Below are 15,570 nucleotides of genomic sequence, written 5' to 3'. Positions count from 1 at the left end.
ATTAGTTGTTATATAGCTTTTAGTTATAACTAATTTCTTGTGGTTATATTAACAGCTTAATAACAACGATCAAGATCACATTTTTGCTTAGATTAAAAAATACAGCTATAAATTGTCATTTTAGTAAAGAGAGTTTTTAAATTGGTGTGGCGGCAACTTTGTATGGAACCAAAGGTCACTAGAGTGAACTAAGATTTGAAGTTGTTTTGTTATTGATTTTAAGAACGATAAAAAAAAGGAATAAGGCGGTTAGCGCTTATTCCCTTTTTATTTGTGATGAGCAGACTAGGCTTAAGTTTTGCTTCAGATTTTGAAGCAGACGTAAACTCAACAGCTGACTGAAACTCAAACTCTCACTTTGATGACTACTTTTCTGACATCTTTGGCTGTATCACTGGTGCCGGGCATATGCATATCTTCAGGGAAGAAAATCGCAAACATACCCGCCTTTAAGGGTATAAAAGCCGCATTAGCTTTATTGGCTTCATAATCGTACTTACTGTAATCATGCTCATTGTGATAAGGCGCTAACGGCGCTTGATCTGCAAGTGGTAAATAGCCAAATTCTTCTTCACCGCTAACCACAAATTGCACATCAATATAACGCTGATGACTTTCAAAAGACTCGGTGTGTTTCGGCTTAGTTTGGTAATCATTGACGATAGCAAATATATCTTTGCCTTCAATGGGGTAATTACCTAATTCATATTGGCTAAAATCAGTGGCTGCGAGGTGAGCAAGTGCAGTGGCTAATCTTGGGCTAATAGCATGATAAAGCTGATGATTTGCTAGGGTATCGACAATCATGATAAGTCTCTAAAAGTTAAGATAAGTCATTATCGCTTAATTTAGCATGCTGCACCATGACAGATATATTTATACAGGGCTGTGAAAATAATCAGCTTAGACAAAGCGGCGATCAGTTGGTTATGATGATAGTGCGGTTGACATGAATAGGATATCAAGTGGCAGCATTACGATTATTAGCAGGCAAAACGGCATTTGAACAAATTGAACAAAACGGCATACAGCAGTCGATGTTTACTCAATTGTTTGCAGCATCAGGTGGCCCCAAATGGATTGGCGTCGCAGGGCTCGATAAATACTTGTTCAGTGAGTTTTTTAGTGACAGGCAAGCATCACTTTATACCATGGGTGCTTCATCTGGAGCCTGGCGTTTAAGCTGTTTAGCGCAAAAGAATCCGTTAGAGGCCTATCATCGCTTTGAAGACTATTATATCGATCAGCGCTACGAGACTGTGCCTTCTCGTCAAGAGGTGACTGAGCAGGTAGTGCGAATTATTGCTGGCATATTAGGTGCTAATGGCGCCATGGATATAGTCAATAACCGTATTATTCAAAGTCATTTTGTGGTGTGTAAGGCCAAGCATTTAAATGCTGGGCGTTCCAAGGGAAAATTAGCAATGGGGCTGGCTGCTACTGCAGTGTCTAATGCTGTTAGCCGTCGCAGTTTAGCTTGGCACTTTGAAAGACTGGTATTTAGTCATCAGCAAGTTAAATCGCCTTTTTCACAATTATCCGATCTGCCCACCGAGCATGCTCAATTAACTCGCAGTAATATCAATCAAGTGCTGCTAGCCACTGGCTCTATTCCATTACTGCTCTCGCCAGTGACCCAAATCAATGGCGTTAGTGACGGTCATTATTACGATGGCGGCATTACTGATTATCACTTTGATATACCTTTACCTGCCGCAGAAGGCTTAAGTTTATATCCGCACTTTTATCCTTACATGAGCCCTGGCTGGTTCGATAAATCACTAAAATGGCGCCGTGCTAAAAAGCATTATCATAATGCGCTGATCCTGGCGCCGACCCCAGAGTTTATTGCTTCTTTGCCTTACCAGAAAATTCCTGATCGTGAAGACTTTAAAAAGCTTGATAGCGACAGTCGTATCGCTTATTGGCGCGAGTCAGTTAAGCGCAGTGAGCAACTGGCGATTGAGTTTGCCGGCATCATTGAAAACCAGTCGGTGATGAGTCATTTAGAGCGGCTTTAAGCTGCTTTATTGATTGTTTTTAACCTCCTATTTAAGGGTTATCTTAAGCGCTATCTGATCGCTTTTTGAAACTATTTCGTAAAACACCCTGTCTAATAATTAATCGCTTAAGTCTGCGTTATTTGTTAATTACAGCTATCATTAAAAAGAATGATAAGCGGATGGTGACTAGCAAATAAACTATCAAGCACTAAACTTAATTTGCTCATATCTGTGACAACTAGTTGATTATATAGGCTGAAGCGAGCTAGTTGTCATCGGCGATATAAATATGCTGCGCCTTGTGGTGTAAGCCCTAAATGAATATTTATCAGCATTTCTATGGTCTGGAGGCTGCTATGAAAACATTAGAAATGGCCTTGGTTATTCAAGAGGCGGTTATTCTTCCTGGCGGCCGCCAAGAGATCAGAGTGGTATCGCCAAATCAGCTGTTAATGGTTGCTAGTGTGCTGAAAGGAGACTACCGCTTAGCCTTAGCTGCGAGCAAAAGTAGCGGTAAAAGTAGCGGTAAAGGTAATAGCAGTCCGCCATGTTATAGCACAGCAACAGAGTGTGAGATTATCGACTTTCATCAACTCGACGATGACTCATTAAGTATTGTGATTGAAGGTCGCCAAAGGGTAAAAATTCTGTCTGCGGCGCAACTAAGGGATGGAAGTTGGATTGCGCGCACATTAGCCTGTCAAAATTGGCAAGATGAACCCATAGGCGAAAAGTTTGAAATTATTAGTGCCGCTTTAGAGCAATTTTATGAAGTAAACCCAGATTTATTGGAATTATATAATCAGGTGCATTTAGAAGATGCCACCTGGGTAAGCCAGCGTTGGTTAGAAGTGTTACCTATGTATAACAAGGATAAATTACAGCTTGTTGAGCAACCTAATTGCCACAAGACTATGGCTTTTGTGCTGCAGCTATTAAAGTCCCATGTAGATGCCTAAGTTACCGCTTTACAGCAATGACGAGCAAGTCGCTGTGATTGCATTTAACTCGCCAAGTTTGGGTTAACTGTGCTGGATTTTACTTCAAGTGGCTCGTTAACAGGAAAGCTTAGGTTCATTTATATTACTCATGTCCGTTATACTGACGGGATATGTAAGTCACTAATCATTGTAACTATGTCTTCTGATACCTCAGCTAGAGCTGCACAACCTTCTTATGTGGTGTTACCACAACTGACTCACCCTTCGAAAAATGCAGCAGCAAGTTCAACAGCGCCAAAAACCGTGGTGGAATTTTTAGTGTCGCATTTTGCGCAAATCCCACCGCAAGTGTGGTTAAAGCGGATTGAGGACGGCAAAGTGCATTGGGCCGATGGCAGCTTAATTACTGTCGATACTGTCTATAGACCTGCAACAAGGGTGTATTACTACCGCGAAGTTGAGGCTGAAACTAAGATCCCTTTTGTGCAGAAAATTTTGCATCAAGATGAGCATTGTATGCTGGTGTTTAAACCACACTTTTTGCCAGTAACCCCCAGCGGAAACTTTGTTAATGAATGCTTAATCCATAGGCTCAGGATTGCCACCGGCATTGACACTATAACTCCTGCCCACCGCCTTGATAGGCCAACTGCAGGCGTCATGCTAATGACAGTTAACCCTGAGTCTAGGCATGCGTATCATGCTCTTTTTAGTGATGGCAAAATTACAAAGCAATATCAAGCGATTGCTTTGTTAACAGCGGCACTATTGGCACAATCCCAAGCGGGTGAATTAACCTTGCCAATACACTGGACGGTTAAAAATAGGATGGTGCGCTCAACCCCAAGCTTTTTAATGAAAGTGACCGAAGGTGAGCCCAATACCCATTCTGAAATTAGCCTTATTGCCATAAAAGGCGATAAAGGTTTATTTGAGCTGAGCCCGATCACCGGGAAAATGCATCAACTTAGGGTACACATGATGTCGTTGGGAATGCCGTTAGAAAACGATACTAATTATCCTACTTTAGCGCCAAAGAGTGCCGATGATTTTTCAAAACCGTTACGGTTAATTGCTAAATCACTGCAGTTTATTGACCCGATTAGCCATATTGAGCGTCAGCTGAGCTGCGAAGGCTATGAAGCTGAATTTGATCTTTAACCTGCTTGATTAAATGCTATATCAGCATGAGTCACGCGCAGCGATAACTGTTTAGTGCGCTGAATATATGAATTTTATGAGCTGTGACGAACGACTGTCGACCAATGACTCACTATTAGTGGTTTGTTTGAGCTTAGTCCGATTACAGGTAAAACTCATCAATTAAGAGTGCATATGCAAAGCATTGGTATGCCATTGCTTAACGACAGGTTTTACCCTGTGCTACAACCGAAAGGACCTGATAACTTTGCTAATCCACTAAAGTTATTGGCACAACGATTACAGTTTATTGATCCTATTACACAGCAAAGTAATGATTGGCGCTGTGATGAATTAAATTTCAATTAATATAGATATTTACACTACCGTAACAAACTCAGTCAGGTTATATTGTGACTAATTTATAGGATTTAGGTGCTGTCATGGAACGAATCACATATTGCCTGATTTTTTTAGTTGCATTACTTCTCAGTGTTGGTTTATTGCGTGGTGTCGATCATTTCTTGGCCAAGCAAGTCATTGCCCGTGACGCAGCAATTTTAACGGATAAGTTTGAGCACTTAATTAAAACCAGTGCGGCAGAATTAAATACATTACCCGAAATCACTTTTGATTCATTCGAGTGTACCCCACAGGCTGAGGCGCAGTTAAAGCGCACTGTATTTGATGCAAACTTTATTCGTTGGGTTGGCGTAACGAAAGGGTTAAATATATATTGTGAATCTAATGAGATTATTCGAGAAATTCACAATGTGAAACATCATCAAATTAGTGAAACCTATAGTTTAGGCGTATTGGAGTCTGCCACTGAAGAGCAGCTTGAGTTGATCCTTATTCGCAATATGGGGGATATTTTTTACGTCGCGAGTTTAATCCCTTTAGCGCCGAGTTATTTTGTTCCGATGAGCTGCGAGAAATGTTTAGAATATCGATTATCGTTCGATTCGAGTCCTTTTTTAACATTTGGTTTTGAAAGCTTTGATGGTGATTATTACGTGAGTGAGGCGGTTAACTTAACCACTGACTATTTTGACGCAACTTTCGAATTATCTGGTAATCGTGAGTTTTATGAGCAATATACCTACTTTTCTTGGTGGATTGTTTTAATCATTTCCAGCATTTTGGCTGCTTGGGTCTCGTATATCGCCCGTTTATGGTTTAACCATAGTCAATCTGTTCATAGCCAAATTATTCAAGGGATTAAGCGGTCTGAGTTTATTCCTTTTTATCAGCCTATTGTCGATTCTCGCAGTCAAAAAGTCATTGGCGCAGAAGTGCTCATGCGTTGGCAACGGCAAGATGGCAGTTTAATGCCACCGAATCAGTTTATTCCTTACGCAGAAGCCAATGGCTTAATTGTTGATATGACCAAGGTGTTGTTGGCGCATGTTTTTAATGATGTTAAGCAACTTGCGGTTACACGAGAACCATTATTTTTTAGCGTTAATATTGTGCCAGAACATTTAGATAATGATGATTTGTATCAATTGCTAAAAGGCGTTGTTGAATCAGGCGAGTTGAAACAACATCGCATTTCATTAGAAATCACTGAGCGTCATCCTATTAGTGACTTAGTTGCTGCGCGTAAAATGTTAGATAAGTTTTATGCTATCGGCATAGATTTAAAATTAGATGATGCCGGCACGGGTTATGGTGGTTTTAGCTATGTGCAAAATTTAGGGATCAGTACCCTCAAAATTGACAAAATGTTTGTTGATACTATCGGTCATCAAGATAACTTTAATGCGAAAACCATTGAAGCTATTATTTCATTTGCGCAAAAATCCAATTTAAACATCATTGCAGAAGGTGTAGAAAGCCATGAGCAAGTGGCTTATTTAAGTGAGCATGGTGTTTACTCTATTCAAGGCTATGTGTTCTCTAAACCTTTATCATTTGATGATTTTTGTGCTGGTTACAGCCATTAACAGTGAATGATATTAGCGACCAGTGCTTATTTTAACGTATGTAGCCGCGAGTGAATCGCGGCTTTTTATTGTCAGTAATTTAACACTTACATCTGGTAATGTTTGACGTTTTATTGTGCTAAATGAAATGTAAATTGCATAAATATTGCTTAAATTGGAATGCTTTGTAGAGCGGGCTGACTATAAAAGCCGTTGCCGAGGCTGTTTAATTAATGATCATTGAGTGGGGAGGCTAAAGAGGTAAACTAAAATCGCTTACTCATTTTAATGACAGTAATGTTTAGATTTTGGTGATAACTTTACGTTGTCGAGCTAACGTAGTGAACTGACGTATTTGATAAGGGGGGTATATTGAGCAGAAAAAGCCTAAATGCGGCAGGTGTATTGCTGTTATCAGCGAGTTTAGCGCCGATTAGCGTAACAGCAGATCAAATTTATTTTAGCTTCGATAATGATATCGTTACCGGCTCAGATGGTGATTACTCCAATGGTTTTGTCATAGGTTGGCATGCAAAGCCAGAACACAATTTTTCAGCGGCAGCATCGGTCTTTCAATGGCAGTCTGCACTTTTATTCCCCCAACAAACACAGCAAGCACACCGTGGGGCTCAGTTATATAGCCGAATGTGGACCCCAATTGAAATCGCCTATGACTATCCACAATCAGAAGAAAGACCTTATGCAGGTCTATTGGAGTTAGAAAGCTATACCGGTGTGTTTAGCCCATCACTGGCACAAAAAAATTGGTTGTCTGTTGGTGTTATGGGACCTGCGTCAGGGGCTGAAATGCTGCAATCAGTGGTGCATAAAATTACCTCATCAACTAAACCGGGTGGCTGGGATTATCAAATAGAGAATCAGCTGACATTTCAACTTGCCTATGAAGTCGAAGCTTTACTCACTCGTCAGCAAGCATTTGAAAATAGTCAGTGGGATTTAAGCGCATTTAATCATTCGATGGCTGGGAATTTTCGTTCTCAATCGAGTGTCGGTCTCACCTTGCGTTGGGGTGATGACTTAGACCAAACCTTTGGCCAACTTTCAAGTCAGGCTGGTCACTTAGGAAATTATACTCATTCCGCTAACTCTGATGGTAGCTGGACGGCTTATGCAAGGGTGCAGGCTGGATATCGGTTTAATGATTTAACCATTGATGGTGATTTACCCTATGACTCATCGCTTGAAATCAAGCATGAACAAGCGCAAGCAAGTTTAGGGGTGATATGGGCATTTCCCACATGGTCTGTGAGTTGGAGCTTTGATTTTTATAGCAAAGAATATCAATCAGATGTCGATGACTGGCATGGCTATGGGGTGATTAGTTACACTAAAGTGCTTTAATTCTGGTTATAAAAAACGATGTTTAAAAGGCGCACCATGATTCATCATGGTGCGCCTTTTCAGTCTATTACAGAGTTATTATGACTAAAGTTTTTTAGACCTGATTGTGCATGTCATTTAATGCTTGATGTAGCAAATCATCGTCATTAGCCTGATTAGTATCACTTTGATCAGGTTGGTTATTTAAATCTGCCAATAACTCATCTTTATGCTGCTGATGGTTATCATCATCTAACGGGTTTTCAAAAGCGTCGACCTGATTGGCATCTAACATATCGGCATCAGGTGCCGCTAGTGTTTCCGCCACATTAGCTAAATCATTCACTACTGTTGCTTGTGGAGTTGGATTCATATCAGCATGACTAACGCCTACCATCTGTAGATAGTGATCAATAGGAGAACTCGCCCCGGACTGGTTAAGTGAATGAGCACCTTCGGGATGCTCGGGGCTGCTTTCATCATCAGCGCCAATATGCGCTAGCACCTCATCAAATGAAGGTTCATCTTCAGTGATGCTTGCGCTAAAAGTCATTATGTCGTCAGGTACGTCGTTCATGTCCGCTGCAGGTGGCGGAGCGGCAGATGTATCGGGTGTGATTGTCATGCCAACAAGGTGAGTAGAGGTTTGGTTATGACCACTGTGGCCATGAACATAAGTCACATCTACATTCACTTTGACATCAACATTGGACGCATGTGCATCATGATACACAACTTGAAATACGTCATGATGTTCTTCTGAAGTGGTTTGCCCTGCCCAATGGCTGCCGCCTGTCGCCTTATTACCGGCAGTCGGAGCTTGCCTATAAACATAGTCCACGTGGCCAGTTACGGGATCGATGCTTAAGGTACCGTATTGGCCTTGCAAACTGGTTGAAGTATGACCGTGGCCATCAGTGATTGCCCACCCAGCGCCAGATAAACTAGGGCTGAGCTGTTGTATTATTGGAGGTGCAACCAGATCGCCTGAGATATGTGAGCCAATGCTACCACTACCTGTTGGTGTGGGGGGGGTCTTAAAGCTCAAAGTGGGTACAGGGTTAGCGCTATCGCTAATAAACAGAGGGCTGTGTATTGATGCTAAATTACCCGCTAAATCTTGAACAGATGCGGTGACATCAACCGTTCCCCCTGGCAGCGCCTGAACCTCCGCTGCGGTTAATGAAGTGTGCCAAGCGCCTTGAGTTACCACGGCTTGATGTTGCTGACCCGCAATCGTTACTGTAACCGTTTGCCCATCTTCAACGCCAGATACTGTACCGGTTATATCAACCGCTTGCTGGTGTTCGCTGGCTTCAATGATATTGTCGCTAGTGATTGGGTTAACCCTAATGGCCGCGTTAGTATCGGTGCTGTAGTGATGATTATCCGTCGCAGTAGCGTTGTTTCCTGCTGTATCCGTTATGGTGACTGATGCGCTAATGTTGGTGTGGCTGCTCAGTTGATTGGCTGGGATGTCGATTGAGAATCTATGTTGTGCATCCACGGCGCCAGTGTAAGTGTGTGTGCCTAGTGTAAGGGTGATATTGTCGCCAACGCTGACTTCACTCCCCACAGTACCAGTGACTGGCACGCTGCCACTGAGCTCGGCCTGATTGAGCACGTCATCAGCAGTGATAGGGTCAAGGCTAATGTGTGGCGCTGCTACATTAGTGTCTAGCGTAAAATCAATACTGGTGGCTTTTGATGTGTGCCCAGCGCTGTCAGTTTGCCTTACCTGTAGCTGATTAAGTCCCTCGACAGGAGTAAATTGGCTGCTCCAATGGGCACCACCATCTGTGGAATACTCCACCTGCATTCCAGCGGTTTGACCTGAGATGCTAAGCGCCCCATCTTGAGTGATCAAGTCTGTGGCCGAGCTGCCGGTATCATGGGCCAGCGAGACTGCTAATGGCGCAATAATGATCGGGGCTTGATAAGGGTCTATATGAATAGTTAAGTTGTTCTGACTATTGTCTGCATAATCACCATTCGTGTCTGTGACGCGGTAGATAAGATTAGGCACTTGCCCGCTAAATTGACTGTTAGGGGTAAAGGTGTAGTCGCCGTTGGCTGAAATTGCGATAACCCCAACACCAGTAATGTTATGAGTTTGCCCAGCTTGAACCGTTACATAGTGATGCGTTACTGGGTCTTGAAATTGCACATCATGAAGCACTAACTGTGCGCCATCATCAACATCCGTAGCCCCCTGCAGTAAGTTGCCTGTAACGGGGCCGTTATTCTGCTGAGAATGTGGATTAAAACTGTGGATGATTGGACGATCACTGGTGCCTGTGACGACGACTTGAGCTTGCTGCTGCGATGTCTGCACATTGCTACCAGCTCCTTGTTGTAGCTCATACTTAATGTCAACTTTTAAGGCGATGCCGTTGGCCAAATGGTTGTAGCTATTGTGCGCCGGATCGACCTGTAATGTATGGCCGTCGCCGGCTAGCATAAAGCCATCGGGTACCTGATTAGTGTAATGAACACCGTCGGTCGAAAATTGCATGTGGCTTACAGTGCCACTGCTCAGTCCACCGAGTAAATCGAGAGATTTAACCGCGCCACCTTCATTAACGCTCACGCTTGGCGTGTCATCATGGCCATGAATTTGCACATTGATGGTGTGGCTAGCAGTGCCGTCCGGTGAGGTAAGGGTAAAGCTTTCGGTCACAACTTGCCCGGCAACCAAACCATTAGTGGTAGCGAGTGAATTGTCTAAGGTATAAGACCAATTGCCTTGCTGATCCATTGACAGATAACCATACTGCCCCGCTAACTGGCTGATTGTGGCAAACTGATTTTCGCCACTGTCGACATCTGTCAGTGTTAACTGCCCCGTCAGACGACTCGTTGCACCATCTTCGAAGATATCGACGTTCGATGATGCTTGTGACTGGCCATTGATCAGGGCTGAATCGTTCACCGCTGCGAGCGTGGTGCTAGCTCCTGTGTGGGTCACACCACCGTGTGCATCCTTAACGTCATAGCTAAAATGGACATCGCCGTTATAGTCTTTTTCTGGCGTAAAGGTAAAGGTGCCATCGCCATTAATTAATATCGAACCATGGTCGGCGTGTAGGTTTTCAATGGATAATTTGCCAATATCGTTATCATCGATATCAGTTGTGTTAGCAAGTAGCAGTGCTGGGGTGAGGACAATTTTGCTATCTTCTAAGCCATTTGCTAAACGCACTTCAGCCGAGGCAACTGGCGCATCATTGGTGCCATGAACGGTCACTGTGATATCTTTTTTAGCACTGCCATCGATAGATTCAACGGTAAAGGTTTGCTGGAAGCTTTCCCCTGCGCCTAAATGTTGGACTTTATCATTGTCAATATAGTATGACCAATGGCCCTTTGCGTTGATATTGAACCGACCACCTTCGGCGGTGGTGATGGTTTGTGCAATAAAACCGGCTTGGTCGTGATCCGGGTCAATCACGTGTAACGTGCCGCCACTGCTGAGCTGATTAGTGGTATTGCCAAAGGAAGTGTGATCTTCGTAAACATGATTATTGAGGCTCGAGTAGGGCGTCACTGCAATTTTTGCTTGGTTATCTTCACCGGTCACCTTCACCATAATGGTGAGCTTTTGACCATCATTGGTTTCGATTTCGTAGGGGAGCTCCATCGACTCGCCAGCATGTAGGCTACCAATGAGATCGTCCGCATGACGATTGGTAACAGCTTCTAATCTGAATTGATAAGTGCCATTAGGCCAAACATCAAGGTGACCAGGCTCAAACCCTTGGCCTAAATACTTCCCGCTAAAAACAAACTGAGTGTTATCACCACTATCAGGGTCAATTAGCTGAAGCTGGCCTCTATAGAATTTAAATTCACTATCCAGCGCTTGTGTTTCAGTGAGCTGAATGACATTAGAAACCAGTGTGGCTTTATCATCTGTCCCGGCAATCGTAAGCGTGGCGGTTTGTTGCGTACTTCCACCATGGCCATCTTCTACTTGATAAGTGATAGCGAGTTGTTGCGACTGACCATTGGCCAAATGGTTAAATGCGGGATCAGTGGCATCAACAATCAATGTATGTCCATCAGCATCTAAGGTGATACCTGCGGGGATTTTCCCTGCCTGAGGTTGACCATCGATGGCATATTCAAGGTGACTGATAGTTAAAGCGTCGCCCTCTTTATCTGTGGCACCTAATAGCAGATTGAGGGTGTGATGATTATCGGCCCCCTCACTGACACTGTCGGTTAAAGGCGTCACATCAGGGTTGTCGTTAACCGCAGCCAAGTTGGTGGTTGCACTGGTGTGGGTCACACCACCGTGGGCATCTTTGACGTCATAGCTAAAATGGACATCGCCGTTATAGTCTTTTTCTGGGCTAAAGGTGAAGGTGCCATCGGCATTTAACGCAATAGCACCATGGTCAGCCTGTAGGTTTTCAATGGATAGTTTGCCAATATCGTTGTCATCAACATCGCTAGTATTAGCCAGAAGCTGTGCTGAGGTGAGGACAATTTTGCTATCTTCCAAGCCATTCGCTAAACGTACTTCAGCTGACGCAACTGGCGCATCATTGGTGCCATGAACGGTCACTGTGATATCTTTTTTAGCACTTCCATCGATAGATTCAACGGTAAAGGTTTGCTGGAAGCTTTCCCCTGCGCCTAAATGTTGGACTTTATCATTGTCAATATCGTATGACCATTGGCCCTGTGCGTTGATATTGAACCGACCACCTTCGGCGGTGGTGATGGTTTGTGCGATAAAACCGGCTTGATCGTGATCGGGGTCAATTACGTGTAACGTGCCTCCACTGCTGAGCTGATTGGTGGTATTGCCGAAGGAGGTGTGATCTTCGTAAACATGATTATTGAGGCTGGAGTATGGCGTCACTTCAATTCTTGCTTGGTTATCTTCGCCAATCACTTTAACCATGATTGTCAGCTTCTGACCGTCACTGGTTTCAACTTCATAGGGGATCTGCATTGATTCGCCAGTTCGCAAACTAGCAATATGGTCATCTGCATAGCGTTTGTTGGCTCCTTGTAAACTAAATTGATAAGACCCGTCTGGAAAAACATCAAAATAACCTGGAGAAAAACCTTGAGCCAAATATTTACCACTATGGAGAAATTGTGTGTTATCGCCACTATCTGGATCGATAAGCTGGAGATTTCCTCTGTACACATTATGTTGGCTATCTAACGCTTGCGTTTCGGTTAATTGAATAACATTAGAGACCAGTGTGGCTTTATCATCTGTCCCGGCAATCGTAAGCGTGGCGGTTTGTTGCGTACTTCCACCATGGCCATCTTCTACTTGATAAGTGATAGCGATTTGTTGCGACTGACCATTGGCCAAATGGTTAAATGCGGGATCAGTGGCATCAACAATTAATGTATGACCATCAGTATCTAAGGTGATACCTGCGGGGATTTTCCCTGCCTGAAGTTGACCATCGATGGCATATTCAAGGTGGCTGATGGTTAAAGCGTCGCCCTCTTTATCTGTGGCACCTACTAGCAGATTGAGGGTGTGATGATTATCGGCCCCCTCACTGACACTGTCGGTTAAAGGCGTCACATCAGGGTTGTCGTTAACCGCAGCTAAGTTGGTGGTTGCGCCGGTGTGTGTTACACCACCGTGTGCATCTTTGACGTCATAGCTAAAGTGCACCGCGCCGTTGTAGTCTTTTTCTGGGGTAAACGTAAACGTACCATCGGCATTGTTTAGAATAGAGCCATGGTCAGCATGCAGGTTTTCAATGGTTAGTTTACCGGCGTCATTGGCATCCACATCGACGGTATTCGCTAATAGTTGCGCGGTGGTTAAGGTTTGGCGTGTATCTTCACTGCCATTTGCAAGCACCACTTCAGATGAACAGTAAGGTCTGTCGTTACTGCCGTGAATGGTGATGACAATATCGTGTGTTGTACCATCTTTTGAATGGACTGTAATCGTATCGGTTAAGCTTTGCCCTTCACCAAGTTGGTCAATTGCAGTGCCACGCGTTGTGGGTCTAGCACCTATACCTGATATATGCCCAGCATCGGCATGGTAATGCCAGGTGCCATCGGTGAGTAAGATTAGATCGCCATAGGTGCCGTGATAGTCGTAACCATTGCTGCCTTGGCGTTCAAATCCTGACTCGCCTACATCGGGGTCTGTGATGGTCAGCTTGCCATCAGCATAGAGTGTTGTATTGCCAAGTGTGGCTATGCCTGAGTGAGCATAGTCAGGTGACATGTCGACACCCGCGCTGCTTTCGGTTATTGAACCAGTATCAACGCCAGCGATTTGGGCAGCATCGCCAACCGCCGAGAGCGTCGTTGATGCGCCAGTGTGGGTCACACCACCGTGGGCATCTTTGACGTCATAGCTAAAATGGACATCGCCGTTATAGTCTTTTTCTGGGCTAAAGGTGAAGGTGCCATCGCCATTGTTTAGAATGGAGCCGTGGTTGGCGTGTAGGTTTTCAATGGTTAGTTTACCGGCATCGTTTTTATCGACGTCCACGGTATTGGCAAGTAGTTGTGCTGTCGTCAGAGTTTGGCGGGTATCTTCGCTGCCATTTACAATCACAACTTCAGATGAACAGTAAGGGCGGTCATTATCACCATGAATGGTAATAACAATGTCGTGGGAAGTACCATCTTTTGATTGGATAGTGATTGTATCAGTTAATGTTTGTCCTTCTCCGAGTTTATCTATAGTAGAGCCAATAGTTGTTTTTCTATTGCCGACCCAATCTACGCTGCCAACCGTCACGTCATAATGCCAAGTTCCATCACTGTTTAACAATAAATGTCCATATTGTCCGTGGTATGAATTGTTCCAAGCACCGCCTTTAGAGTCAAACTGTGATTCACCAGTATCAGGGTCAACAATATCTAACTTGCCATCAGCGGTTAATGCAGCTTGTCCAAGTTTAGCCATACCAGGTTGTGCATAATCTGGTGACATATCGCCAAAACTGCCATGACCTTCATCAACGTCACCTGTTGAAATTCCAGTAATAACAGCTTTATCGTCAGTGCCATTGATGGTGACTGTGATCTGTTGCTCGGTGCCATCTATAGAATGAACGACTAAGGTATCAGTTACCGTTTCACCTGTTTTTAAACTTTGAATAGATGGTTGTGAATTATCAGCCGTATAAGTCCAGTGACCTAATTCATTTAACGCCAGTGAGCCAAATTGTCCTTGTTGTACTGTGGCTTGGAATTGATTTTGACCATTATCAACATCAGTAACGGTTAATGCGCCATCAACATGCAGTTGTCCTTGATGGACGTCTTTGTCTTCGGTTAATTGTGCTGAACTTGTACCGCCAATCACCGCTTTGTCGTCAGTACCGTTAATGGTCACAGTGATTTTTTGCTCAGTGCCGTCAACGCTATGAACTAACACTGTATCGGTAACTGACTCACCGGTTTTTAAACCTTGAATGGCTGTTTGTGAGTTATCAGCGGTGTAAGTCCAGTGACCTAATTCATTGATTGATAGAGTACCAAACTGACCTTGTAGTGAGGTGGCTTGAAATTGATTTTGACCATTATCCACATCAGTAACAGTGAGGGCGCCATCGACGCGAAGCTGCCCACCATGCACGTCTTTATCTTCAGTTAAGCTGGCGGTTGAGGTACCCGCAATCACCGCTTTGTCGTCAGTGCCGTTAATGGTCACAGTGATTTTTTGCTCAGTGCCATCAACGCTATGAACTAACACTGTATCGGTAACTGACTCACCGGTTTTTAAACCTTGAATGGCTGTTTGTGAGTTATCAGCGGTGTAAGTCCAGTGACCTAACTCATTGATTGATAGAGTACCAAACTGACCTTGTAGTGAGGTGGCTTGGAATTGATTTTGACCGTTGTCGACATCAGTAACAGTGAGGGTACCATCTACTCGAAGCTGCCCTTGATGAACATCTTTATCTTCAGTTAATTGTGCTGTTGAAGCACCCGCAATCACCGCTTTGTCGTCAGTACCGTTAATGGTCACAGTGATTTTTTGCTCAGTGCCGTCAACGCTATGAACTAACACTGTATCGGTAACTGACTCACCTGTTTTAAGGCCTTGAATGTTCGGCTGCGAGTTATCGGCGGTATAGGTCCAGTGACCTAATTCATTGATTGATAGAGTACCAAACTGACCTTGTAATGAGGTGGCTTGGAATTGATTTTGTCCCGCATCAACATCAGTAACAGTGAGTGCACCATCGACGCGGAGTTGTCCAC

At 43.9% G+C, this 15,570-nt stretch carries 7 protein-coding genes and 1 pseudogene; 6 read left to right on the top strand and 2 right to left on the bottom strand.

From position 1 onward, the window contains the following. Positions 1-345: 345 nt before the first annotated feature. Positions 346-807, bottom strand: coding sequence for a YhcH/YjgK/YiaL family protein (locus Q4546_RS13560; protein WP_102436589.1), 462 nt, complete (start codon positions 805-807; stop codon positions 346-348). Positions 808-965: 158 nt separating this feature from the next. On the opposite strand from Q4546_RS13560, the gene Q4546_RS13555 reads away from it, so the two are divergent. From Q4546_RS13555 to Q4546_RS13530, 6 genes and pseudogenes are all read left to right on the top strand, one after another. Continuing rightward, complete coding sequence (locus Q4546_RS13555) at positions 966-2,021, top strand: alpha/beta hydrolase (protein WP_303446423.1); 1,056 nt, start codon at positions 966-968, stop codon at positions 2,019-2,021. A 338-nt stretch (positions 2,022-2,359) separates the two neighbouring features. Continuing rightward, entirely contained in the window at positions 2,360-2,962 is a 603-nt protein-coding gene (locus tag Q4546_RS13550; protein WP_102476537.1) for an LON peptidase substrate-binding domain-containing protein, read from the top strand. Between the two features lie 177 nt (positions 2,963-3,139). Then, positions 3,140-4,105: a pseudouridine synthase gene (locus tag Q4546_RS13545; protein ID WP_303446422.1), complete on the top strand. Its 966-nt coding sequence runs from the start codon at positions 3,140-3,142 to the stop codon at positions 4,103-4,105. 120 nt (positions 4,106-4,225) lie between these two features. Further along, a pseudogene (locus Q4546_RS13540) lies at positions 4,226-4,453 on the top strand (pseudouridine synthase); the annotation flags it as partial. A gap of 74 nt (positions 4,454-4,527) precedes the next feature. Continuing rightward, positions 4,528-6,033 carry an EAL domain-containing protein gene (locus Q4546_RS13535; RefSeq protein ID WP_303446421.1) on the top strand — a complete coding sequence of 502 codons (1,506 nt, stop codon included), beginning with the start codon at positions 4,528-4,530 and terminating at the stop codon, positions 6,031-6,033. Between the two features lie 351 nt (positions 6,034-6,384). Further along, the gene (locus Q4546_RS13530) at positions 6,385-7,374 is read left to right on the top strand and encodes a lipid A deacylase LpxR family protein (protein WP_241904054.1); all 990 of its coding nucleotides are present in this window, start codon (positions 6,385-6,387) and stop codon (positions 7,372-7,374) included. A 94-nt stretch (positions 7,375-7,468) separates the two neighbouring features. Here the strand turns inward: Q4546_RS13530 and Q4546_RS13525 are convergent. Next, the coding region (locus Q4546_RS13525; RefSeq protein WP_303446420.1) for a VCBS domain-containing protein at positions 7,469-15,570 on the bottom strand (8,102 nt) is incomplete at its 5' end.

The organism is Shewanella sp. 4_MG-2023 (genome assembly GCF_030548015.1).
In the GTDB taxonomy this organism is placed as follows: domain Bacteria; phylum Pseudomonadota; class Gammaproteobacteria; order Enterobacterales; family Shewanellaceae; genus Shewanella.
The sequence above is the reverse complement of the archived record's forward strand: the minus strand, read 5'-3'. Positions and strand labels throughout refer to the sequence as shown.

Bases quoted from the DNA above. Each gene is read 5' to 3' on its own strand.
- Q4546_RS13560 (WP_102436589.1), bottom strand. From the start codon at position 807: ATGATTGTCGATACCCTAGCAAATCATCAGCTTTATCATGCTATTAGC.
- Q4546_RS13550 (WP_102476537.1), top strand. From the start codon at position 2,360: ATGAAAACATTAGAAATGGCCTTGGTTATTCAAGAGGCGGTTATTCTT.
- Q4546_RS13545 (WP_303446422.1), top strand. From the start codon at position 3,140: ATGTCTTCTGATACCTCAGCTAGAGCTGCACAACCTTCTTATGTGGTG.
- Q4546_RS13535 (WP_303446421.1), top strand. From the start codon at position 4,528: ATGGAACGAATCACATATTGCCTGATTTTTTTAGTTGCATTACTTCTC.